Here is a 22662-nt window from a genome sequence, read left to right as displayed (position 1 = left end):
ATTTTTCATGCGTTTTTACAGCATCAGGATACATCACTTGAGACCGACAGGATGTGAAAGAGATTGACAAATATTAAAATTGTAACGGATTCAACGGCGGATATAAGCGATGAAGAGAAGCGCAAATACGGTATTTCCGTATTGCCGCTTTCGATAGCGATTGACGGGAAGGTGTACAGAGACCAGCTGGATATTCAATCAGAAGAATTTATTGTGAAAATGGAGGCCGCAGCTGAGCTTCCGAAAAGCTCGCAACCGCCTTTAGGAGCATTTCTCGAGCTGTATGAAAAGCTCACAGAGGATGGGAGCGAAGTCATCAGCATCCACCTTTCAAGTGAATTAAGCGGGACGTTCCAAACAGCTGTAAGCGCTTCGAACATGGTTGGCGGAAAGGTCACAGTCATCGACTCCATGTACATTTCAAAAGGTCTGGGTTTCCAAGTGTTAAGAGCAGCCGCACTTGCCGGACAGGGGTGGACATCTTCCGCTATTATCAAAGATCTTGAAGACATCAGAAACCGCACCTCTCTTTATGTGACCATCGACAGCCTTGAGAATTTGATCAAAGGCGGTCGGATCGGCAGGGGAAAGGCGCTGATCGGTTCACTGCTCAAAATAAAACCGATCGCAAGGCTTGAAGACGGCATCTATACGCCTGAAAAAAATGTCCGCAGCACTGCTCAGCTCATTAAATATTTAACAGGACAATTTCTCACGTCCGTAAAAGGAAAAACCGTACAAGCGGTCGGCATCGCCCATGCGGATGCATTGGATCTGGCGCATAAATTGAAGGCTTCATTGCTTGAACATATACCGGGGATCGACATCGATATTTTATGCACCACGCCGATTATATCGACCCACACGGGAAGAGGAGCGATCGGTTTTTCCTTTTATACCGACTGACAAAGGGGAGAAAAGGATTGAAAAACGTTTTCGGCTTGTTGATTGCGGGTGTTGCCATCATTTTGATGTGCGCCTGCGGAACCAATAAAATTAAAGATCCGTTGAATTATGATGTGCAGTCTTTCTCTTTTCAAAATCAAGACAACAAAACAGTATCGCTGGACAGCTTAAAAGGTAAAGTATGGGTGGCGGACTTTATTTTTACAAACTGTAATACGATTTGTCCGCCGATGACCTCGCATATGGCAGAGCTGCAAAAGCAAATGGATGAAGAAAATCTTCAAGCCCGGATTGTCTCATTCAGCGTAGACCCGGAGAATGATACTCCGGAAAAGCTGAAAAAATTTGCGGCTAACTATCCGCTTTCTTTTGAAAACTGGGACTTTTTAACCGGGTACTCACAGGCTGAGATCGAAAGGTTTGCGCTCAAAAGCTTTAAGGCGATCGTCAAAAAACCGGAAAATGAAGATCAGGTGATTCACCAAAGCTCTTTTTATTTAGTCGATCAGGAAGGGAAAGTCGTCAAAGATTACGATGGCGCGAAAGATACGCCGTACAGCGAGATCATCGCCGATATTAAGATTTTGGAAAATCGTTGAATATAGCGTTTAAAAGCCTGTTTATCCCCGGAAAGCAGGCTTTTTGAGCATCCGTAAATGATTTTTCAAAAGAAATAAAACATGTTACACTTTTTTTTAGGCTATAAAGAAGGAAGGGGCTTCGTTATTTGAGCATACGGTTTATATCAGTGGTAGCAGCCCTTGTCTGTCTGCTGTCCGCTTGTACCGGAGGTAACGCCGGAGCCGGAAAAACGGCGGCCGCACCCAAGCGGAGCATCGTCATTGCCGCAGTTGGAGATTCTTTGACAGAGGGGGTGGGCGATCAGGGAGGGAAGGGTTATGTCGGCATGATAGCCGAAAAGCTGAAAAACAGCAGTGATGTGACATCCGTCAAGGTGAAAAATTATGCGGTGAAAGGCTACCGGACTGACGATCTGTTGAAAAAGCTCGAAGAAAAAAAGGTGCAAGACGGGCTGAAGGACGCTGACTATATCTTCCTGACAATCGGCGGCAACGATCTGATGAAGGTCGTCCGGCAACATTTTTCCCATTTGACGCTTCAGCCTTTCCGAAGCGAGCAAAAGGCATTTGAGCAGCGGTTTGCCAAAATTTTGACAGAAATCAGAAAGCAAAACGGCAGGGCTGACATGATTTATGTCGGCATGTACAATCCGTTTACGTTTACCCTTTCCGAACTGAGGGAAGTCGATCAGGTCGTTGGGGAATGGAATCTGGGCGCTGAAAGGCAGCTGAAAAAGATTCCAAACGCAAAAATGGCGGATATCGCAGATATATTTGAAGAATACAGTGATGAAAAAAAGATGGCTGATGATGATTTTCATCCCAACCAATTCGGGTATGCTCTAATAGCAAAGCGGGTTTACGATCAAATGAGACAAGAAGAACTCCCGACAGAATAAGGTGAAAAGCATGAAGAAATGGAAGAGTTTATTTTTCATATTAGTGGCAGTCAATGCGGCCATCATTGTCGGCGCCTTGATTCTCATGTTCCTTCCAAGTGAAGAAAGGGAGCCGGCCGAACCTTCTCCAAGCGGATATGAACTGAATGTCACCAGCACAAAAGAATCATTGGCGGCATTCATTAATTCGTATTTGCAAAAAGAAACGTCATCTGAGCTTGACTACAAAGTGGAAATCGATGATGAAGTTCATGTCATCGGCGCCATCCGCGCCTTTTCATCGACGGTCGATGCAACGGTTTCATTTCGCCCGTCTGTCGAAAAAAACGGGGATGTCGCACTTCATGTGACAAAGTTTTCTATAGGCAGACTGGACATTCCGATTTCCTTTGTTTTACATTACATGGATGAGTTTTACGATCTTCCCGATTTTGTTCATGTCCGTGCACACGCAAAAGAAATTCAAGTCCGCTTATCAGAGATGCCGCTGAAAAACGGTATGTATGTAAAAGCCAAACACATCGATTTAGAAAAAGATCAGATAGAATTTGTCTATTATCAGCCGGCATCATCATAAAGTTGACGAATCGTTTAAAATACAGGAAAATAAAAAATATTAATCTGTAAGACGCGATGTTTTTTAATCATTCAGAGGTGACGGTATGGAGCGTATCAATCGATATTTCAGTTTACTCTCGTCATTATTTTCACTGTACTTTGCAGGACAGGCTGCCCTCAGCTTTTTCGATGAAAACATGGACAAAATGTATTTCAACATCGGCTATTGCGCGTTATTTTTAAGCATTATGGTGTTTACGCTTGATGTGAAAAAACGAAAAAACAACGGATCATAGCAACCGATAAAAAAGAGACGTCATGTCTCTTTTTTTCAATGCAGCCCATCATGGAGCCTTCAATATTTCAAGAGACGGAGTTCCATTCATATATCCGGTGCAATAGAACGTGACTGACTGACCGTATTGGAAATCGACTTTCGGGATGTTCAGCAAGACGGTTTCTGTTCCGGCAGCACGTATTTCCAATTCGTTTTTTTTCAAAGGGACATGAAATGTAATGGCTGGCATTTGCAAAGGGGATGTTGGCAAAAAGAACAGGGCCCTTTTTGATGGCAAGATCGAGAGCGGGAGCATCAGGAGAAAGATGAACGAATCTCATGCTGCGTTCTCCAGGAGGAACCGGCATCCCTGTCTGACATCACGATGGGCAGAGGCTTTGACAGTGTTCCTGTCATGCCAGCTGTATAATGGCCGGCCGGCATGAGATGATATTGTACGGTAAGGAGGGGAGAACGGTTTCCATTCGCCTTTAAAATGTCGATTCGGGAGAGGCCGGAGGCAACCGGTGCAAAAGCAGAAAGTTCTCTGTACGCTGCGTTTCGAAACAGCGGCAGTCCATTGACAAGTACATCAATATTTCCAATGTCAGGAGCGGCGTGAAGCACCCTGAGCAATGCCTGCCTTCCGCCGGATCGAAAAGCAGGGAGCGCGGTCAGGTTTTGCCGTTTGCCCGGCGGCCCCGCCCACATCCGCCGGCCGGCATGTATTGTGCAGCCCATCTGCATACGCCCCTTTCTATTTTTTCTTTATAATATGAGGTCTGCCCTCTACCTGTCACAGTACGAAAAAAGCTAAAAAGGAGCAGGATATGAAAACGGATTTTACAGAAGGAAATGTTTTAAAACAATTGATTTTTTTCTCTGGGCCCATCATCCTTGCCAACCTGCTGCAAATTTCCTTCCAGTTCGTCGACAGCCTGTGGGTCGGAAACCTGCTCGGCGCAAAAGCGCTTGGAGCGACGGCTGTGTCCGGCACGGTTTTCTTTACGGTCCTGTCGTTTGTATTGGGGATCAATAATGCAGCGCTGACGATACTGTCCCAGCAAAAAGGGAAGGATGACAAACATGGCCTTGCTTCATATGTCAATGCGTTTGTTGTGATTATGACAGTGATGAGCCTTTTGCTGGGCATCATCGGGTTTATCGCCGCAGAACCGCTGCTTGCGCTTCTGCAGACGCCTGACAATATGATGCATTTCGCTTCAGGCTATTTAAAAATTCATTTTATTGGAATTATTTTTTTGTTCGGCTATAATTTTATCAGCACTGTATTAAGGGCTGTCGGCGACAGTCAAACACCATTGCGGTTTGTCCTGATCGCTGTGATCTTAAACCTTTTCTTGGACCCGCTGTTTATATCGGTGTTCCATTTAGGAATTTTCGGAGCGGCCTATGCCACCGTCCTTTCTCAAGGAATCGCTTTTATTTACGGAATGGTCTATACAGTGAGAAAAGGACTTGTCCCATTTGCTTTGCCAAAACTTCCTTCGCTTTATGAAACATCGGTTATTTTAAGACTCGGGATTCCCGCAGGATTGCAGATGGTGGTGATTTCCGGCGGTTCAATGGCGATCATGAGCGTTGTCAACTCATTTGGAGAAAGCGTTGTTTCCGGATTTGGAGCCGTTCAGCGGATTGACAGTCTTCTCATTCTGCCCGCGATGGCGATCGGAACGGCCGTCAACAGCATGGCGGGCCAGACGATCGGCAGCGGGGACATGGCGCGCACGAAAAAAATCGCAAACTACGGCGTTCTTTATGTGATGATATTCATGCTTACGATCAGCGCCGCCGTTTTCTTTGCCGGATACCATGCGGTGAAGCTGTTTATTTCAGAAGTGCAAGCGGCCGGCTTTGGGGAGCAATATTTGAGAACGGTAGCCTTCTTCTATCCGTTTATCGGCATTAACTTTGTCCTGAACGGCGTGGTAAGGGCGTCGGGGGCGATGTTTCAGATTTTGATTCTGAATATCATCTCATTTTGGGCGCTCCGATATCCGTTTTCATATATGTTTTCCAGCTGGATCGGAGAAAACGGCATTGCGCTTGGCATCGGCATGAGCTTTTTATTAAGCAGCCTGACCGCGTTTCTTTATTACCGCTTTGGGAAATGGAAGGATCTCGTCCTGTTTGAAAAAGAAAAAAGCACACCTTCTGTATAAAAGGGGGTGTGCTTTTTCATATCAGTGTTTATCAAATTCGGCGAGCTTGATAAACGTTTTTTCATCTTCAATTAATCCGCAGGCACCGCACTGCACTTTTATTGACGGGCCGTTGTACGGAAGGTGAAAAGGGGACCGCTCGTCCTCTGAATACGTTTCCAAAATTTCCCCGGTAGAAGGATCAAGCTTCACGGAGGTCGGCGCTTGTTCAATTAAATTGAATCTCGTCCGGTTCGTCTTGCAGTTTGGACATAGATAAGGAGCTGTCATAATCTTGTGCACCTCTTTTTGGTTTTAATGTGCTCATGGGGGTGCCGATATATGTAAAAGCCCTTTCTTTTTAGTGCTGCCCTTTTTTCTTGTCAAGCTTGCTGAACAGATCGATTAATGTTTTCAGCTCCTCGTCGCTGTAGCAGCTGAACCGTTTAAAATAATATTCCGTTTTCTTTTCTTCGAAATATCTGATAATTTCTTTTCCTGCATCTGTCAGGTGGATTTTAATGATCCGTCTGTCTTCTTTGGAGCGGACTCTCGTAATCCAGCCTTTTTCGACCAAAGTATCGGTAACCGCAGTGATGTGGCTGGCGGACACTCCTAAAATCGTTGCAAACTCCGTCACTTTTTTCGGACCCTGTTCGCTTAACAGGCGCAGGATCATAAATTCATTGCGGGACATCTCTTTTTCGAGCAGTTCATTTATCTCATCACGTATTTGTTTAAATACTGTGCGAAGCAATGCTTCCATGTCATACATCATTTGTTCTCTAACTTTCAAATTTCGCCCCTCCATATAATTAGCAAATTCCGCTTTCTTTTTTAAAGGAATGACCGAATCAGCATGAATTTATTTTTCATGAACATGATAACACTATGATACCATAATTTTTGCCTTGCAAGTAAAAGTTTAAGCAGATTTTTAGTTCATTTGACCATCAATTGAACAAAGGAAAAATCAGGAACGGCGGGAGTATTGACGGTTTGTCCCTCTATTTGTGAAGATAAAGACAAATAATTGTCATAATTGTTTGCTGAAAACGGATGTGGTTTACCGGCTGATTGATGAGCAGAAGAAGCTTGAAAAACGGCCGGCTATGTTATAATAATTCCTATCACGTTTTAGAAAAGGAGGCAGCACAAATGGCTGAAAAGCGCGAACTCGCCACATTTGCAGGAGGCTGTTTCTGGTGTATGGTCAAGCCTTTTGACGAACAGCCCGGCATTATCAAAGTGGAATCGGGATATACGGGCGGGCACACGGAGAATCCGACATATGAAGAGGTCTGCAGCAATACGACCGGACATAGGGAAGCCGTTCAGATTACGTTTGATCCCGATGTATTTCCATATGAAAAACTGCTTGAACTCTACTGGCAGCAGATCGACCCGACAGACAGCGGAGGACAGTTTGCCGATCGCGGTGAATCCTATCGCACGGCGATTTTTTATCATAATGACAGACAGCGGAAGCTCGCCGAGGAATCAAAGCAAAAGCTTGCCGAAAGCGGTATATTTAAGGATCCGATTGCAACCGACATCCTTGAAGCCGGCCCATTCTATCCGGCTGAGGAGTATCATCAGGATTACTACAAAAAACACCCGGACCGCTATAAAAGATACCGGATCGGCAGCGGGCGTGAAGGATTTCTGCATGAGCATTGGGGGTCGAAAGAGCATGGCGGTCAAAAAGAAGAACGGTTGAAACAGCTCAATCAGATGCAGTACGAGGTCACGCAAAAAAACGGAACAGAGCCACCGTTTCAAAACGAATATTGGAACCATCGGGAAGAGGGCATCTATGTCGATATCGTTTCCGGGGAGCCGCTGTTTTCTTCACTTGATAAATTTGATGCCCATTGCGGCTGGCCGAGCTTTACGAAACCGATCGATTCAGAAGAGATCGAGGAAAAGCTTGATACCTCACACGGCATGATCAGGACGGAAGTCAGAAGCAAAACGGCCGATTCACACCTCGGCCACGTATTTCCGGACGGGCCCGGACCAAACGGTCTTCGCTATTGCATCAATTCAGCAGCGCTTCGCTTTATTCCGAAAGATGATCTTGAAAAAGAAGGATACGGGGAATATGCCGGTTTATTCCGGACACGGGAAAAAGAGTAGCGGTTAAAGAACATATTGACATTTACCCGGCAAAAGATGATCCTTTTATAAAAGGGTCATCTTTTTTATATCGCACCAAAAAAATCCTCCAGCAAACGAAAAGAGGCTCCAGTCATGAGATCCATACGACAAACTGAAGAAAACTATTTATTGCTGACATGCAGCAAACAAACGGAATCATTATACGATATATACATAGATGATCAGCTGCCGCAAATGTTTGCCCATCATTTCATACAACTAAAAGACGATTACCCGCTGGCCGAGTTATATTCGCTGCTTACTCGTGTTCCCGGGATGTTAAAACGCCGTTATGTTCATGTGAAAAGTTCATGTGGCGTAGATATTCCTTTTTCTATGAAAAAAGCTTTATTTGATCTCGGATATATTCTTGATGAAGAGCTGTTTTACAGTATAGACTTATCGGAATGGACCGGGCAGCAGCGCTTTGGCTCTGCAAAATGGGGAACGGCGGAATCGCTGCATGACGGCTGTCATGTAATGCAGGCCTATGATTCATTGTACATCAATGAGGCGTTTGCCAAAGAAAAACTGCGCCGCAAGTATCCTTTTTACGAAAAAGGCATCATTCAGCTGTTTGTCTGCTACTCGGACGAGGGAGAGCCGGTCGGCTGTGCGGAACTTTATGTTGACCACCGGGAAAAAATTTCAAAAATCGAAGAAGTCGCCGTTTTAGAACCTTATCAGCGCAAAGGCTATGGAACAAAACTGCTCAGGGAGATGCTTGCCGCATCAAAACGGGCGGGCATGAAGTCGAGCTACCTTGTCACTTCCGGCAGCGACAAGGCAAAATGGTTTTATGAAAAGCTCGGGTTTCAAAAGGAATATCATCTGACAACGATTTTTAAATATTTGTTTTCTCCCATGTAGGCAGATGCACAAACCAATGATAACTTGGCCCGCATAGGCTGGGGTGTAAAGACTTTTTAAGAAAGGATGATAGCCCGTGCATCATCATTACCCCCATCATTGCTGTGATTATGGAGGATATGGTTATGGATTTTACGGAAGAAGCACGTTCGTATTAATCGTCGTACTCTTTATTTTGCTCATTATCGTGGGCGCGGCTTTTGTTTACTAAGAAAAAAGAAACGATACCGGCACTTCATGTTTACAAACCTTCCATACGTCGGAAGGTTTTTGTTTTGAAAGATATTTGGGATGATGTGATATGCGTTGTGAAATGTTTACTTATTATGTGAAATGACCCTGTGGGATGAAGCTCATCCCTGTTGAATGATCAGGCCTGGCTGAGAGGGGAGCTTTTCAGTCTTTTTGGGCATGCGGGAACGCTGGGCGCCGCTCTTTTTTATCATTTGTCGCAAAGCCGGAGCATGCAAAGGCGGCTGTCCCTATATTGATGTTCATCTTTTGACTGCTTATATTTCCGCTCGGCTCGATCAAGAACGTCGTTCTCGGCGCCGCTATTCTGATCTTGATTGGAATGATCAGCGGAATCGTGAATATTTATATTGAGGGATATTTACAAAGGGCGACAGAAGGTGAGGATAGAGGAAGGGCATTGGGCGCCTTTTTCGCGGCCAACAGCGCCTTAATGCCGCTCGGTTATGCATTGGCGGGGATTTTGTCCGATGTGCTCAGCCCCGAATACCTGTTTCTCATCGCCGCTCTCCCAGCGCCGTTTGCCGCATTTTGTATGCTCAGATCTTTTCGTTTCTGGGAAAAACCGACGATGCGAACGATCGCGTCTGAAAAAGAAGCCTCAATGTAAAGCCAATAGGAATGATCTGGTGATAAAAGGAGATAGGCCCGAAGCCGGAGCCTGCTTTCGGGATGAACAAAACGGTCAAGCGCTTCTGTAAACAAAATTTCTCCCGCCATTACGGCGATGAAAAAGAATGCCGCCATTTCCCGCTTCATACAATGTAAAGAAAAATCCTGTTCTTCGGGAAGGGGGGATGTGCTGCATGTCATTTTTGATTAAACCGGATCTGCATGGACGCTATCCGGTCGTTCATCATGCGAAAGGAAGCTGCATTTTCGATCAATCCGGAAAACGATATCTTGATGGCTGTTCAGGTGCTGTTACCTGCAACCTTGGCCACGGTGTGCCAGAGGTTATAGCCCCGCTAAAAGAACAGCTTGATGCTGTTTCTTTTGTCTATCGTTCACAGTTTACGAGCGAGCCGGCCGAACAGCTTGCAGAGCTGCTGGCTGATGTGCTGCCTCAGGAACTGAATTGGTCTTTCTTCGTCAACAGCGGTTCTGAGGCGGTGGAAACCGCCATGAAGATCGCTGTCCAATATTGGCAGGAAAAAGGACAACAAGCTAAAACGATCTTTCTTTCGAGATGGAACAGCTACCACGGAATTACAAACGGAGCTCTTTCACTGTCGGGCTTTTATGAACGCCGTTATCGATTTACCCATCTTCTCCACAAATATCCCGCCGCATCGGCGCCCAACTGCTACAGATGTCCATTTGAGCTCGATCCTTTCGCTTGCAAAGAGGCGTGTGCAAATGAAGTGGAGCTTGCGATCAAACGAATCGGCAAGCAATTTATCGCAGGCTTTGTGGCTGAGCCGGTGATCGGCGCCGCGGGAGCCGCGATCACAGCTCCTGACCACTATTACAAAAAAATAAAAGAGGTATGTGAAGCAAATGACATTCTGTTTATTGCGGATGAAGTGATGAGCGGCATGGGAAGAACGGGGAAAATGCTGGCCATCGAGCATTGGGGCGTCACACCGGACATCGCTGTTCTCGGCAAGGGAATGAGCGCCGGCTATTCTCCGATTGCGGCGGCCGTCTTGTCTGATGACATCATGGAGACGATCAAAAAGGGATCAGGGGTCATCATGAGCGGACATACCTATAGCGCCAATCCTTTTTCAGCAGCTGCAGCGCTTGCGGTTCTCCGTTATATCGTGAAGCATGACCTGCCCAAAAAAGCCGCGGTGAAAGGGGAGAGGCTGAAGAAGGAATTGGAAGGAATCATGAAACAATCAAAGATTATCGGCGACATTCGCGGCAAGGGATTGCTGCTGGGTGTTGAGTTTGTTTCTGATAAAAAAAGCAAAACACCATTTCCCGCTTCAATGGAGCTGTCAGCGCGAATTATTTCCGAAGCGAAAAGAAGGGGCCTCCTCATCTACCCGGCACAAGCCGGAATTGACGGAGGGGAGGGCGACGCTGTCATCATCGCACCGCCGCTTACGGTTTCCGAAGCGGAGATGAAGGAGCTCGTACAAATATTCAGAGATTCTGTCCATATGGTAGAAAAACAAGCGGAAAAGGTGATGCGCGCAGATGACGCTTTTGAATAAACGAATGACAATCGAAGATGCGGTTTCCGGTTTAAAGGATGGAGCGATTGTGATGTTTGGCGGATTCGGCGGTGTCGGTTCACCGCCGTCACTCATCAGGGCGGTTTTGGAAACAGGCGTCAAAAACTTAACGGTCATTTGCAATGATGCAGGATTTCCCGAGATCGGCATCGGGCCCCTTATCGTCAATCACCGGGTCAAAACGCTGATCGCCTCCCATATCGGCTCCAACCCGGTCGCAGGCAAACAAATGACAGACGGTGTGCTTGAAGTCAAATTTTCGCCCCAGGGAACGCTTGCCGAAAGGATTCGCGCTGGCGGAGCCGGTCTTGGCGGCATTTTGACCGATATTGGGATTGACAATCAGATGGTGCTGGAAGACAAGAAAACCGTCACTTTAAATGGCCGTACGTATATTGCCGAAACGGCATTGACTGCGGAGGTGGCATTTATATCTGGAAAAACGGCTGATGAATGGGGAAATATCACCTATGACAAAACAGCCCGAAACATGAACCCGCTCATGGCGATGGCGGCTGACAAAACGTATGCGGAAGTTGAAGAGATCGTGCCGGCCGGCGGACTTGCCGAAGAAGAAATCGTGACACCCGGCATTTTTGTAAAAGGGGTAGCCGAAACAAGAGGGGTGACGTGGAAATGGGTTTGGGAGTAATCGAGAGGGAGAGCATCGCCAGACGGGCGGCTAAAGAAGTGGAAAACGGAATGATCGTCAACTTAGGGATCGGCATCCCGTCACTCGTCCCAAACTTTCTGCAGCCGGGGGTTTCCGTCATGATTCAATCGGAAAACGGTGTGCTCGGCATCGGAAAGACACCTGAAAAAGGGGATGAGGATGAGAATCTTTGCAATGCGGCAGGCTACCCGGTCACCGCTGTGAAAGGAGCGTCTTATTTTGACTCCTCCATGTCATTCGGGATGATCAGAAAGGGCTGTATCGATTTGACAATCCTCGGCTCGCTTCAAGTCAGCCAAGCGGGCGATCTTGCCAACTGGATTGTGCCGGGGAAAAAAGTTCCCGGGATGGGAGGGGCGATGGAGCTTGCGCAAAAAGCAAAAAAAGTGATTGTCGTCATGAGCCACACCGATAAACATGGAGCGCCGAAGCTTCTTGAGAGCTGCACGCTCCCATTAACAGCCAGGGGCTGCGTTGACATGATCATCACTGATAAAGCCGTGATCGAGATCAAAAACAACAGCTTTGTGCTGAAGGAGCTGATGAATGAAGCATCTGTTGATGATGTGTTGCGCCTGACGGATGGACGCGTCCGGATCGATCTGCCGTTTTCGTAAGAGGAGGAATTCGATGGAAAAGATAGAGAAAAAAGTGTGTGACTGGATTGATTCGCATGAAAAAAAGGCGGTTCGGCTGTTGAAAAAACTTGTCGGAGAAAAAAGCACAATGGGCCGCGAATTCAACGCGCAAGCGGTCGTTTTGGAAAAGCTGCGGCAGTTTGACGCCGAAATTGATGTCTGGGAGCCGAGCATCAAGCAATTAAAACAGCATCCGCTGTTCAAGTCCGACAGAACGAGCTTTAAAGAAAGCCCGAACATCGCAGCCAGAAAACGGGGCACAGGCGGCGGAAAATCGCTCATTCTGAACGGCCACATCGATGTTGTCCCCGAAGGAAGCCGCAAAGACTGGGATACTGAACCGTTTCAGCCTGTTGTCAAACAAGGAAGGATCTACGGCAGAGGCACAACAGATATGAAAGGGGGGAACACCGCCCTCTTAATGGCGATGGAGGCCCTCGAACAATGCGGGGTCAAGCTGAAAGGCGATCTCATTTTCCAAAGTGTTGTTGACGAAGAATGCGGGGGAGCTGGAACCCTCGCCGCCGTTGTCAGGGGATACCGCGCGGACGGCGCCCTCATCCCGGAGCCGACGAATATGAAACTGTTTATTAAACAGCAGGGGTCAATGTGGTTCAGAATTTCGGTCAAGGGGCTTTCAGCGCATGGAGGTACAAGGTATGAAGGGGTCAGCGCGATTGAAAAAAGCATGCATGTCGTCCAGTCCATACGCCAGCTTGAAATGGTGAGGAATAAAAGAATAACAGATTCATTATATGAAAATATCCCGATTCCCGTTCCGATTAACATCGGGACGATCAAAGGAGGAACATGGCCTTCTTCAGTAGCCGACACCGTTACAATAGAGGGAAGGTGCGGCATCGCCCCGAACGAATCCCCGGAAGACGTCCAGTCTGAGCTGGAGAGCTGGCTGAAGGATCTGGAATACCACGATGAATGGTTTAAACATTATCCGGCCGAAATCGAATGGTTTGGCGCAAGATGGCTCCCCAACGATTTAGCTGAGGATCACGAATTGGCGAATACGCTGAAAGCAGCCTATCAAACCGTTGCCGGTGAACAGCCTATCATCGAGGCATCTCCATGGGCGACAGACGGCGGCGTATTATCGCATGCGGGAAACACCCCTGTCATCGTATTCGGCCCGGGGGAAACGAAGATGGCGCACCAGGCCAATGAATATATCGAAAAAGACGCGCTCATCAAGGCGGCGAAGATTATCAGCCTTTTTATTATGAATTGGTGTGATTATAACAGATAAAAAGGCCGTCTGTTTCGGAGGGAAAACATGATCAAAACATGGGAAAATGAATGCTGCCGGCTCGAGCTTGATCTCGACGTCTTCAACAAAAGAATCAGAATCATCAATTATGAAGGGAATGTCTGCTCGTTTTTTCGCGACATCATGGAAATGGCAAAAGCAAATGATATTGAAAAAATCATCATCTTTGCGAAAACAAACGATATCGCCGGCTTGTTAGAGCATGTGTTTGAACCTGAAGGGCAGATTGATGGTTATTACAACGGGCATGATGCGGCCGTGCTTGTCAACTATTTGAAGGAAAGCAGACGAAGGACAGATGAGTGGATCGTGCAGGACGACATGCTCAGAAAGCTGTTTGGTTCGCCCATCCCGCAGGAAAAGAAGCTGTCGCCTTTTTTGATCCGGCCGGCTGCTCCGGGAGACGCTCCATTGCTGGCAAAGCTTTATCAAGAAGTATTCCCTGTTTATCCGGCGCCGGTTTCTGATCCGGTATATGTCAACAAGACGATGGAAGAAGGAGCTGTTTACTATCTCGCCTTTGATCAAGAAAAGCTTGTCGCCGCGGCAGGCGCTGATGTCAATTATTTATTGGGGCATGCGGAAGTGACAGACTGCGCCGTTCTTCCCTCATACCGCGGACATTCTTTGACAAAACGGCTGATTTCCGCCCTTGAAACTGAATTGAGGCAAGCGGGCATCTTTCATGTTTTTTCAATTGCGAGGGCGGCTTCCATGGGGATGAACGCCACGCTCTACCATTTATCCTACCGGTACAGAGGCCGGCTCATCAACAATTGTGTCATTTACAAAAGCATCGAAAACATGAACATATGGTGCAAAAATTTAAGCCGGCTGTCTGAATGACGGGAACCTGATCCGGATCAGCAGACCGACCTGTTTTTCGGGGGTGGTTTTCAAAATAAAGAGTCACTTTCCCTGCTGTTCACATAACTTGGAAAGTAATATAGGAAAAATGCTGATAGGGGGATGAAAAATGACAAACGGCCTGTTCAAGCCGAAAAGACACTGGAAAGAGATTGAGCTTTGGAAGGATGTAACGGACGAAAAATGGAATGATTGGATATGGCAGCTGACCCACACGGTCAGAACGCTCGATGATTTAAAAAAAGTCGTGAATTTGACAAAGGAAGAAGAAGAGGGGGTCCGCATTTCCACGAAAACGATCCCTCTGAACATTACGCCTTATTACGCCTCGCTGATGAATCCGGATGATCCCCGCTGTCCGATCAGGATGCAGTCCGTTCCGATTTCTGAAGAAATGCATAAAACAAAATACGACCTTGAAGATCCTCTTGACGAAGATGAAGATTCACCCGTCCCCGGCTTAACCCACCGCTATCCGGACCGGGTTCTGTTTCTCGTCACAAATCAGTGCTCCATGTATTGCAGATACTGTACGAGACGGAGGTTTTCGGGCCAAATCGGAATGGGAGTGCCCAAAAAGCAGCTTGATCAGGCGATCGGCTATATCCGTGATACCCCGGATGTCAGGGACGTGCTCATCTCCGGAGGCGACGGACTGTTAATCAACGATCAAATTCTCGAATATATTTTGAAAAACCTGCGCGCCATACCGCACGTTGAAATCATCCGGATCGGGACGAGGGCGCCGGTTGTGTTTCCGCAGCGAATTACCGACAAGCTTTGCGAGATTTTAAAAAAGTATCATCCCGTTTGGCTGAACACGCATTTTAACACAAGCATCGAAATCACCGAGGAGGCAAAGGAAGCCTGTGAAAAGCTGGTGAATGCCGGCGTACCGGTCGGCAATCAGGCCGTTATTTTGGCGGGCATAAATGACAGCGTTTCCATTATGAAAAAGCTGATGCACGATTTGGTGAAAATCAGGGTGCGCCCGTATTATATCTATCAATGCGATTTGTCTGAAGGAATCGGGCACTTCAGGGCGCCGGTTTCAAAAGGGCTTGAGATCATCGAAGGCTTGCGGGGGCATACAAGCGGATATGCTGTTCCCGCGTTTGTCGTCGATGCGCCGGGCGGGGGCGGAAAAATCGCGATTCAGCCGAACTATCTGATTTCACAAAGCCCCGATAAAGTGGTGCTCCGCAATTTTGAAGGGGTCATCACCTCTTATCCGGAGCCGGAAAACTATGTGCCCGGCAGAGTTGATGAGTATTTCAGCGAAATCTACCCTGAAGTGCTGAAGGAAAAAGAACGCACGGGAATTTCCGCCATATTCGAGGATCGCGCCCTTTCCTATACACCTGAAGGCTTAAACCGTTTAAAAAGAAGGGAAAGCTATAGAGAGAGGCCTGATTATGAAACATTGAAAAGCCGCAGAGCAAAACGGGATGAGCTAAAAGAAAAGAAATTTCTCGCCCAGCAAAAGAAAGAGGGCGAAGCTGAGGGGCATGCCACATGAAGCGCTGCGACTGGTGCGGCTATGCGGAAGCCGAAGATGCTCAAACGACCGTCTACTGGGAGCTGCCTGACGGAACAAAAGCGATTGAAATTACAGAGACGCCCGCAGTCGCATGTCAAAGCTGCGGGATGGTCTATCAGGAAGACTCCGTCACTGAAGATATTGAAAACCAGCTGCTTCTGATCGATACAAAGAAATTACCTTCATCCGTATCGTTTGACAGACTGATGAAAACCGAGCGGATTTTAAAGCGCAATTACTTTGATTTCTCTTCGTGACCGGCTTCCCAGGCCGGTTTTTATGTTGCGGAAAACGGTTTTTCGTTTGTGTTTTTTTCCATGGGCTGTATAATAAAACAACAAAAGAAGAGAGGAAGGGAAGCCGTGAAATCTTTTTACCACTATTTAATGAAATACCGTCATCCGAAGCCGAAAGACGATATCAGCGTTTTCGCCAATAACGCATACCTTGATCACGGATTTCCCAAGACATCAAATCATTACGATGAAATCAGTTCTTATCTTGAGCTCAATGGGGATTATTTATCATCAATGACGACATTTGATGAAGCTTGGGAAAAATATATCACCGATACAAAACAATAAAAAAAGCCGCAGCTATGACACCTGCGGCTTTTTCACTTCACACAGCCACGGCTCAAGGGCTTTTCGGAAAACTCGTCACCGCTTTGTATGCCTGCCCATGCGAATTGACGGCCTGGCGCATACGATAAGCGTAAGACGGAAGCTTTCAGGCAAGGGGGAATCAACATGAAGTCAAATACGCCTAAATACAAAGTCGGAGATGTGGTTGTGGTCGTCATGTACGGTACGGTCGGCACTGTGACAAAAGTTCATAAGATCGACAAGCATTTTCTGTATGAAGTCAACCATAATGAAGTGCTTTATTTCGAGACTTCTCTACAGCTTTATAAAGACTATGACGGGGTCATCGTTGATACAGAAAAGCTAGATATCGAATATGAATTTTTAATCGGTGATGTCGTGTATGTGAAAAACTACGGCAAAGAATTGTTTAAGATCACCGGCCACAGAACCGAAATCTGGAGGTATTTAGAGGACGGCTGGGAAGACATTATCTACGAACTGATCCGGCTGAAAGACGGGGAATGGCTGGAGACAGAGGAAGAGGATTTGACCCTTGTGCTTAGAACATACGAAATGGACCAGTTTGTTCATCAGCTCCTTTTTGTCCACTATGTGGGAGAAGCCGGACAGGAGCTTGATGAACCGCTCACAGAAAAGGTATTTCTGCCTTTTGCCGGTGACCGCGAGGAGCAGGAAAATGAGGGTGAAATGGCCGCAGTGGTGGTGGATGAGCTGCTGGATATTTACAACGACTATAAAGTATTGTATGAAATGTTTCAGGATGCGGAATATAAAGATATGATGGATTTTGTTCTGGAGAGCCTCAAAGAATATTTCAGCTGAAAAACACCACATATAAAAAATAAGGAAAACAGCCGAAAAAAATCAGTCCGGACATCACGCGCAAGATCTTCGCCAAGGCCAGGTCAAAACCGTCTCCGTCAATAGCTTCAATGGCTTTCCGTATCATTTTCTCGTCCCCCTTAAGGCTTTGTTTTGCTACAACATGTATATGTCAGGGGACAAACTTTATGACAAACCGGTTATAAAACCGGAAGACTGCTCATACATCAGAATAAGGAGGCGATCAAAGTGAAAGACATTGAGCTGATGATAGATACAGAAGAAATCGCTGATTTTTTTTATCTTGAGCTGACAAGAAGAGGCTACATACCGAGCGAGGACGAACTGTTCGAAATTGCCGACATCACCTTTGATTATCTGATTGAAAAATGCATGATAGAAGAGCATATAGATGATTAAGATGGAAAGATCGAAGCGATGATGCTTCGGTCTTTCATCGTTGCTCCCATAAGAAAGCGGAGTGTAAAATGGTTAAAACATATATCAAGGAGGCAGCAGCTGTTTCATGTACAAAGCAATTACTTCAGCGGTTCTTTTTATCATAATGGCCGTTCTTATCCGTGTACCATTCATTCAATCCATTGATGCCAACATTCTTCAGGCAGTCGAGGGCGTTAGACAGCCTTTTTTGAACCAGGTATTCAAAGTGGTGACCGATATAGGATCAAGCAGTGTCATGCTGCCGCTGATCCTTGTCTTGACGCTTGTTCTGGCGGTATATAAAAAGGCGGCCGCCACATTGTACGTGTATCTTTTATTTATTGTTGAAAGGATGGCCAATGAAGGCTTTAAAGACTGGATTTCAAGAGAGCGGCCGGCATTTCACCCGCTCGTCCATGAAACGTCATACAGCTTTCCGAGCGGCCACTCGATGAATGCGGCGGCCATGTATCCGTTTATCGTCTATGTCCTTATCATGCATGTGCCGTTTTTTAAAAGGCATCAGACGTCTGTTACGGTGTTGGCCGGGATTCTGATCGCATTGATCGGAATCAGCCGCATCTATCTCGGCGTTCATTACACGACCGATGTCATCGGCGGTTTTTCCCTCGGCATGGCGCTGTTTTTCATCTTCAAGAAAATTGACGAAAACTTCCCGCTCGTTCGACAAAAGTAGTCAAAGGGATCAAAAAACGAAACGCCAATATAATAAAAAAAGGGAGGGATCGTGTTGCCGTTACAGTTTCAATTGTTTAAAAAAAAGCTGACAGCTTATGATGTGACGATTTTTCAAACGCCCCGCTTTGGTGAGAAGAAGGGATATGAGATGGTTTACAGAACAGAAATAAACGGCAGAACCCATGAGGATGTATTGGAGCGTACGTTTTCGACTTTTAACGTTTATGACACGGTGCCAAACGATTATAAAGCCAGATTTCTTGCGACAGGCGACATTGTATTAATTGATGAAGGAAGGAAAGGAAAAACCTATTATAAACTGCTTTCAACAGGATGGAGCAAAATCAACCGCTTGTTGCTGCAGTCATCCTAGCGCTCAAAAAAACTGCGGACAAGTTCTCCGCAGTTTTTTATGTTGTATTCTTTCGTTTTCTGGCGCTGAATTCTTTTTCGTGCGCTTCCTCCGCTGCAATCACATCCTTCGTCGGGATGTGGTTGTTTTTTTTCTGTCCGGTGATTCTGTTGCGCTGTTTTTTTCCCATTGATGCTTCCTCCTTCCTAAAAAATAGGATGACTAAACAGCCCCGGATTTATTCTGTCATCTTGATTGTCACTGGATACACATAAGGGTGTTTCGGCTCTTTGATCATTTTTCGCTTTTCGGCTTTGATGACGGGGATGATGTTTCCGTTCCATGAAGCCTTGCCGAGCGTTCCTTCTATTTCGAGCCATGTATCCGGTTTTACATCCCGCGCTCCGTCCCATTCGGCAAGAAAGCCGATCAGACTTGCATCTGCAATACAATGTGTAATCAAAAAGCGGGACAAGACAAGCTGATCCTTTTTCAGGCCGGGATCTTTATGGACAAAACCCTTGACAATGATCTGTTTGCCGGTGAAATCACCTGGGTTCGAGCTGATTTCGTCGTAATAATCGGCAAACAGATCATCGTTCATCACGAGCGGGTTCGAGCTTTTAAACCGGGCCATATTCCGCTCATATGCCGTTTGCGAAATGGCGGACTCTTCCAATCCTTTTTGGATCCCGGGTGTTGTGACATGTCCGTTGTTTTCAGCATTGGCGCCCGGCTCTGTTTTGGCCAGCATCGTTCCTTTATTGGCGGCAACGGATGAGTTTAGAACAGCGGGGGCAAACGTAAAGCCGGTGATCAGCGGCAGAGAGATCACCGCATAATGAATCATCTTGATGAAAAAGGGTCTTGATTGGCCGTGGTCATGTCCGCATCCGCAATCATGCTTAGTTGTCTGAACCGTCCAAATTCTTGTCAGTTGAATGAAAAACAGGAAAGCGAACGCTCCGGCGGCAATCAGGCTCGTATACTCATATTTCGGATTGATCAGCCTGGCGATTTCTCCTGTGTAATGGATTTTGAACAAGTATCCTGAAAAGGCTGCCAAAATGACGGCCCGCAAAAATTGCTGCGGCTGAAACACCATGTGGATCAACCTCCTTTCTATCAAAGGCCGGCGGCCCTCACGCAAATATAGACAATCAGGGTGATCAGCACCGATAAACAAATCACAAACTTTGGTTTAAACACACTGAGCATCATAATCGTGTTTTTCAAATCGAGCATAGGTCCGTACACCAAAAATCCGAGGATCGCTGATTCAGGGAACAAGCTCCTGAAGGAAGCTCCGATAAATGCGTCCGCCTCGGAACAAAGCGACAAAACGTACGCCATCCCCATCATCACAAGGGTGGAGTCAAGCATCCCGCCTCCCAGAACAAACAGCGATTTTAAAGGCAGATACGTTTGAACAAGTGCGGCGACGAAAGCGCCGATAATCAGATATCTGCCCATCTCAAAAAATTCATCAATGGCATGCTTCAGCATATGATAGAGCCGTTCCGAAAAAGGGGGAGAAGGAGGGGCGGTTTTGCGGTCATCTTCGCGGCTGAGCATCTTGAGCTGGCTTGACCGAAATAACAGGCTGATTACCAGTGCGACAAGGACGGCAGCCGCAAAACCCGAGACGGCTCTCAAGACCGCCATGCGGACATCATTGCCAAATGCCATATAAGTCGATAACATGACGACCGGATTGATCAGCGGACCGGTCAGAAGAAAGCCGACGCCGGCGTAAATCGGAACTCCTTTAGCGACGAGTCTCCGGACGATCGGAACAATGCCGCATTCACAAGCCGGAAAACATGCGCCAAGCACACAGCTGGCAATGACGGCTGAAAACCTGTTTTTTGGCAGCAGGGCGCGAATATGATCTTCAGTTACAAATATCTGAATAAAGCCGGCGATCAACACTCCGATTAAAACAAAGGGAAGCGCCTCAATCAAAATGCTGATAAAAATCGTGTTGAGCTGTCCGATGGATGCCGGAATACGGAAAGGAAGGGCATCAGCCAGAGATTTTCCAATTGTCACAAGACATATTAAAACACCGAACACAAGTATACCGGTAAAATCGATGAGATATCTGTTAAATGAGCGAAACATCATCTTCCCATCCTTTCAGGCTAATCGGAATGATTCTTGTTTAAGATATGCTTGTCCTTATTTAAACATGACAGTTTTTCTGCAGCATGAAACATTGCTTTATTTTCTTTTTCTGCCATGTTGGTTTATAATACATAATGCGAGCGGAAGCTCCACCATTCATCACCAGTCAGCTTTAAAAGGCAGGAGGAATAATCATGAGCGTACATATTGGCGCGGAAAAAGGGCAAATCGCAGAAACGGTGCTCCTTCCTGGAGACCCGCTGCGTGCAAAATACATTGCCGATACATACTTGGAAAACGTCGAATGCTACAATGAAGTGCGGGGCATGTACGGTTTTACAGGCACCTATAAAGGAAAACGCGTTTCCGTGCAGGGAACAGGCATGGGTGTGCCGTCCATCTCCATTTATGTAAATGAACTAATCTCAAGCTATGATGTGAAAAACTTAATTCGCGTCGGATCATGCGGCGCAATCAGAAAAGATGTGAATGTAAGGGACGTCATTCTGGCGATGACTTCTTCCACGGATTCGCAGATCAACAGGGTCGCATTCGGGTCGATCGACTTTGCCCCATGCGCCGATTTTGAGCTTTTAAAAACGGCCTATGACGCCGCGAAAAAACGGAATATCCCGGTTACCGCAGGGAATGTGTTTACGGCCGACCAGTTTTACAATGAAGACAGCCAAATCGAAAAGCTTGCCAGATACGGCGTGCTTGCAGTTGAAATGGAAACGACTGCGCTTTATACATTAGCGGCGAAATTCGGCCGGAAAGCCCTGTCGATTTTAACGGTCAGCGACCACGTCATTACAGGAGAAGAAACGACGGCCGAAGAAAGACAGACAACATTCAATGATATGATTCTGCTGGCATTGGACACGGCTTTATAAGGCCGTTCCGCAGCTTTTGATAAAAGGGTGGATATTAATGAACAAAAAGTATAAATACGCATCGATCGCATCTCTGTTGAGCGCGGCGGTTTTGCTCGGCACAGGATGCTCAATGACAGAACAGAAGCAGACAGATACGACCAATACGAAAAACGTTTCAAATGTAAACAAGGATGCGAAAGATCAAAAGACGGACAACAGCAACAACGATCTCGAAGATCAGGAATTTGTGCTTGAAAGCAAATACTTCAACAAGATCAAAGATGTTAACGGTCTGCCGACGATTCAAAACCCGGAAAATATCCTGGCGCTTGTCAATAAAGAATATGCGCTTCCGGGAGACTATGAACCATCTGATTTAACAGTGCCGAATGTTGAATTCTCCTTTAAGGAGGACATCGATAAGCGCTATATTCGAAAAGAGGCGGCAAAGGCGCTTGAAGACATGTTCACCGCCGCAAAAAAACAAGGTTTTCAGCTTGTCGCCGTCTCCGGCTACAGGTCATATGACAGACAAAAAACGGTCTATGATACCGAGGTAAGCCAAAAGGGAGAAAAGAAAGCGAAAGAAGCCGTCGCTTTTCCGGGGCAGAGTGAGCATCAGACCGGGCTTGCGATCGACATTTCCAGCAGAAGCGCGGGCACAGCTCTTTCCGAGGCCTTCGGCAATACGAAAGACGGAAAATGGGTCGAGGACAACGCCTATAAATACGGATATATCATCCGCTACCCGAAAAACAAGGAAAGCATCACGAAGTATAAATATGAGCCGTGGCATATCCGCTATGTCGGCAAAAAAGCCGCCAAAGTCATGAAAGAGCATGATCTGACGCTCGAAGAATATTTTAAAGAAGTGAAGAAAATATAAA

At 46.5% G+C, this 22662-nt stretch carries 31 protein-coding genes and 1 pseudogene; 25 read left to right on the top strand and 7 right to left on the bottom strand.

What is annotated here, in order from left to right:
• Positions 1 to 63 precede the first annotated feature (63 nt).
• The 5 genes from R5H20_RS13310 (at position 64) to ypmT (ending at position 3240) form a co-directional block, all read left to right on the top strand.
• The gene (locus tag R5H20_RS13310; protein WP_006636312.1) at positions 64 to 906 is read left to right on the top strand and encodes a DegV family protein; all 843 of its coding nucleotides are present in this window, start codon (positions 64 to 66) and stop codon (positions 904 to 906) included.
• A 65-nt stretch (positions 907 to 971) separates the two neighbouring features.
• A complete protein-coding gene (locus tag R5H20_RS13305; protein ID WP_373870211.1) occupies positions 972 to 1505 on the top strand; it encodes an SCO family protein in 534 nt (177 codons plus the stop codon).
• A gap of 128 nt (positions 1506 to 1633) precedes the next feature.
• Positions 1634 to 2386 carry an SGNH/GDSL hydrolase family protein gene (locus R5H20_RS13300; protein ID WP_006636310.1) on the top strand — a complete coding sequence of 251 codons (753 nt, stop codon included), beginning with the start codon at positions 1634 to 1636 and terminating at the stop codon, positions 2384 to 2386.
• 10 nt (positions 2387 to 2396) lie between these two features.
• Positions 2397 to 2963 carry a YpmS family protein gene (locus tag R5H20_RS13295; protein WP_006636309.1) on the top strand — a complete coding sequence of 189 codons (567 nt, stop codon included), beginning with the start codon at positions 2397 to 2399 and terminating at the stop codon, positions 2961 to 2963.
• 85 nt (positions 2964 to 3048) lie between these two features.
• Positions 3049 to 3240 carry a protein YpmT gene (ypmT, locus tag R5H20_RS13290; RefSeq protein ID WP_006636308.1) on the top strand — a complete coding sequence of 64 codons (192 nt, stop codon included), beginning with the start codon at positions 3049 to 3051 and terminating at the stop codon, positions 3238 to 3240.
• Between the two features lie 296 nt (positions 3241 to 3536).
• On the opposite strand, the gene R5H20_RS13285 is transcribed toward ypmT, so the two are convergent.
• The gene (locus R5H20_RS13285) at positions 3537 to 3962 is read right to left on the bottom strand and encodes a DUF4397 domain-containing protein (protein WP_051056652.1); all 426 of its coding nucleotides are present in this window, start codon (positions 3960 to 3962) and stop codon (positions 3537 to 3539) included.
• Positions 3963 to 4051: 89 nt separating this feature from the next.
• Between R5H20_RS13285 and R5H20_RS13280 the strand changes: the two genes are divergently transcribed.
• Positions 4052 to 5404: an MATE family efflux transporter gene (locus R5H20_RS13280; RefSeq protein WP_006636307.1), complete on the top strand. Its 1353-nt coding sequence runs from the start codon at positions 4052 to 4054 to the stop codon at positions 5402 to 5404.
• Positions 5405 to 5425: 21 nt separating this feature from the next.
• Here R5H20_RS13280 and R5H20_RS13275 read toward each other — a convergent pair whose 3' ends face one another.
• Both R5H20_RS13275 and R5H20_RS13270 read right to left on the bottom strand, forming a co-directional pair.
• Positions 5426 to 5674, bottom strand: coding sequence for a hypothetical protein (locus R5H20_RS13275; protein ID WP_006636306.1), 249 nt, complete (start codon positions 5672 to 5674; stop codon positions 5426 to 5428).
• A 70-nt stretch (positions 5675 to 5744) separates the two neighbouring features.
• Positions 5745 to 6179, bottom strand: a complete 435-nt coding sequence (locus R5H20_RS13270; protein ID WP_006636305.1) for a MarR family transcriptional regulator — start codon at positions 6177 to 6179, stop codon at positions 5745 to 5747.
• A gap of 362 nt (positions 6180 to 6541) precedes the next feature.
• Here R5H20_RS13270 and msrA point away from each other — a divergent pair.
• From msrA to R5H20_RS13200, 14 genes and pseudogenes are all read left to right on the top strand, one after another.
• A pseudogene (gene msrA / locus R5H20_RS13265) lies at positions 6542 to 7072 on the top strand (peptide-methionine (S)-S-oxide reductase MsrA); the annotation flags it as partial.
• A 45-nt stretch (positions 7073 to 7117) separates the two neighbouring features.
• On the top strand, positions 7118 to 7522 hold the full coding sequence (gene msrB / locus R5H20_RS13260; protein ID WP_236835546.1) for a peptide-methionine (R)-S-oxide reductase MsrB: 405 nt from the start codon (positions 7118 to 7120) through the stop codon (positions 7520 to 7522).
• A gap of 114 nt (positions 7523 to 7636) precedes the next feature.
• Positions 7637 to 8413 carry a GNAT family N-acetyltransferase gene (locus tag R5H20_RS13255; protein WP_006636303.1) on the top strand — a complete coding sequence of 259 codons (777 nt, stop codon included), beginning with the start codon at positions 7637 to 7639 and terminating at the stop codon, positions 8411 to 8413.
• Positions 8414 to 8489: 76 nt separating this feature from the next.
• Positions 8490 to 8624 (top strand): YjcZ family sporulation protein, encoded by a 135-nt coding sequence (locus tag R5H20_RS13250; RefSeq protein ID WP_081605340.1) that lies wholly within the window; start codon positions 8490 to 8492, stop codon positions 8622 to 8624.
• A 363-nt stretch (positions 8625 to 8987) separates the two neighbouring features.
• A complete protein-coding gene (locus R5H20_RS13245) occupies positions 8988 to 9275 on the top strand; it encodes an MFS transporter (RefSeq protein ID WP_006636301.1) in 288 nt (95 codons plus the stop codon).
• Positions 9276 to 9471: 196 nt separating this feature from the next.
• Positions 9472 to 10830 (top strand): aspartate aminotransferase family protein, encoded by a 1359-nt coding sequence (locus tag R5H20_RS13240; RefSeq protein WP_006636300.1) that lies wholly within the window; start codon positions 9472 to 9474, stop codon positions 10828 to 10830.
• Positions 10814 to 11503: a CoA transferase subunit A gene (locus tag R5H20_RS13235; RefSeq protein ID WP_006636299.1), complete on the top strand. Its 690-nt coding sequence runs from the start codon at positions 10814 to 10816 to the stop codon at positions 11501 to 11503. The genes R5H20_RS13240 and R5H20_RS13235 overlap by 17 nt, the downstream gene beginning before the upstream one ends.
• Positions 11488 to 12141 (top strand): 3-oxoacid CoA-transferase subunit B, encoded by a 654-nt coding sequence (locus R5H20_RS13230; RefSeq protein ID WP_006636298.1) that lies wholly within the window; start codon positions 11488 to 11490, stop codon positions 12139 to 12141. Before R5H20_RS13235 ends, R5H20_RS13230 begins: the two co-directional genes overlap by 16 nt.
• Before the next feature lie 13 nt (positions 12142 to 12154).
• Positions 12155 to 13423, top strand: a complete 1269-nt coding sequence (locus R5H20_RS13225) for a peptidase (protein ID WP_006636297.1) — start codon at positions 12155 to 12157, stop codon at positions 13421 to 13423.
• Positions 13424 to 13450: 27 nt separating this feature from the next.
• Entirely contained in the window at positions 13451 to 14290 is an 840-nt protein-coding gene (gene ablB, locus R5H20_RS13220; RefSeq protein WP_006636296.1) for a putative beta-lysine N-acetyltransferase, read from the top strand.
• A gap of 130 nt (positions 14291 to 14420) precedes the next feature.
• Positions 14421 to 15830: a lysine 2,3-aminomutase gene (ablA, locus tag R5H20_RS13215; RefSeq protein ID WP_006636295.1), complete on the top strand. Its 1410-nt coding sequence runs from the start codon at positions 14421 to 14423 to the stop codon at positions 15828 to 15830.
• A complete protein-coding gene (locus R5H20_RS13210; RefSeq protein ID WP_006636294.1) occupies positions 15827 to 16108 on the top strand; it encodes a YokU family protein in 282 nt (93 codons plus the stop codon). Before ablA ends, R5H20_RS13210 begins: the two co-directional genes overlap by 4 nt.
• Positions 16109 to 16213: 105 nt before the next feature.
• Positions 16214 to 16435: a YozE family protein gene (locus R5H20_RS13205; RefSeq protein WP_006636293.1), complete on the top strand. Its 222-nt coding sequence runs from the start codon at positions 16214 to 16216 to the stop codon at positions 16433 to 16435.
• Between the two features lie 165 nt (positions 16436 to 16600).
• Positions 16601 to 17281, top strand: a complete 681-nt coding sequence (locus tag R5H20_RS13200; RefSeq protein WP_006636292.1) for a hypothetical protein — start codon at positions 16601 to 16603, stop codon at positions 17279 to 17281.
• Here the strand turns inward: R5H20_RS13200 and R5H20_RS13195 are convergent.
• Positions 17274 to 17408, bottom strand: a complete 135-nt coding sequence (locus R5H20_RS13195) for a hypothetical protein (protein ID WP_006636291.1) — start codon at positions 17406 to 17408, stop codon at positions 17274 to 17276. The genes R5H20_RS13200 and R5H20_RS13195 overlap by 8 nt on opposite strands.
• Before the next feature lie 122 nt (positions 17409 to 17530).
• Here R5H20_RS13195 and R5H20_RS13190 point away from each other — a divergent pair, with 122 nt between their 5' ends.
• From R5H20_RS13190 to R5H20_RS13180, 3 genes are all read left to right on the top strand, one after another.
• Entirely contained in the window at positions 17531 to 17701 is a 171-nt protein-coding gene (locus R5H20_RS13190) for a YozD family protein (RefSeq protein ID WP_006636290.1), read from the top strand.
• A gap of 106 nt (positions 17702 to 17807) precedes the next feature.
• Positions 17808 to 18419, top strand: a complete 612-nt coding sequence (locus R5H20_RS13185) for a phosphatase PAP2 family protein (RefSeq protein WP_006636289.1) — start codon at positions 17808 to 17810, stop codon at positions 18417 to 18419.
• A 54-nt stretch (positions 18420 to 18473) separates the two neighbouring features.
• On the top strand, positions 18474 to 18794 hold the full coding sequence (locus R5H20_RS13180; protein ID WP_006636288.1) for a YodL domain-containing protein: 321 nt from the start codon (positions 18474 to 18476) through the stop codon (positions 18792 to 18794).
• 37 nt (positions 18795 to 18831) lie between these two features.
• Here R5H20_RS13180 and R5H20_RS13175 read toward each other — a convergent pair whose 3' ends face one another.
• From R5H20_RS13175 to R5H20_RS13165, 3 genes are read right to left on the bottom strand one after another with little or no spacing between them, the layout of a single operon-like run.
• A complete protein-coding gene (locus tag R5H20_RS13175; protein ID WP_006636287.1) occupies positions 18832 to 18963 on the bottom strand; it encodes a hypothetical protein in 132 nt (43 codons plus the stop codon).
• A 48-nt stretch (positions 18964 to 19011) separates the two neighbouring features.
• A complete protein-coding gene (locus R5H20_RS13170; RefSeq protein ID WP_006636286.1) occupies positions 19012 to 19878 on the bottom strand; it encodes a TIGR03943 family putative permease subunit in 867 nt (288 codons plus the stop codon).
• A gap of 20 nt (positions 19879 to 19898) precedes the next feature.
• Positions 19899 to 20897, bottom strand: a complete 999-nt coding sequence (locus R5H20_RS13165; RefSeq protein WP_006636285.1) for a permease — start codon at positions 20895 to 20897, stop codon at positions 19899 to 19901.
• Between the two features lie 197 nt (positions 20898 to 21094).
• Here R5H20_RS13165 and deoD point away from each other — a divergent pair, with 197 nt between their 5' ends.
• Complete coding sequence (gene deoD / locus R5H20_RS13160; RefSeq protein ID WP_006636284.1) at positions 21095 to 21793, top strand: purine-nucleoside phosphorylase; 699 nt, start codon at positions 21095 to 21097, stop codon at positions 21791 to 21793.
• 37 nt (positions 21794 to 21830) lie between these two features.
• Positions 21831 to 22661 (top strand): M15 family metallopeptidase, encoded by an 831-nt coding sequence (locus tag R5H20_RS13155; RefSeq protein ID WP_006636283.1) that lies wholly within the window; start codon positions 21831 to 21833, stop codon positions 22659 to 22661.
• The last annotated feature ends 1 nt before the right edge of the window (position 22662 follow it).

This window comes from Bacillus sp. KICET-3, assembly GCF_033261025.1.
Classification (GTDB): Bacteria; Bacillota; Bacilli; order Bacillales; family Bacillaceae; genus Bacillus; species Bacillus sonorensis.
This window is presented reverse-complemented; position numbering and strand designations above follow the sequence as displayed.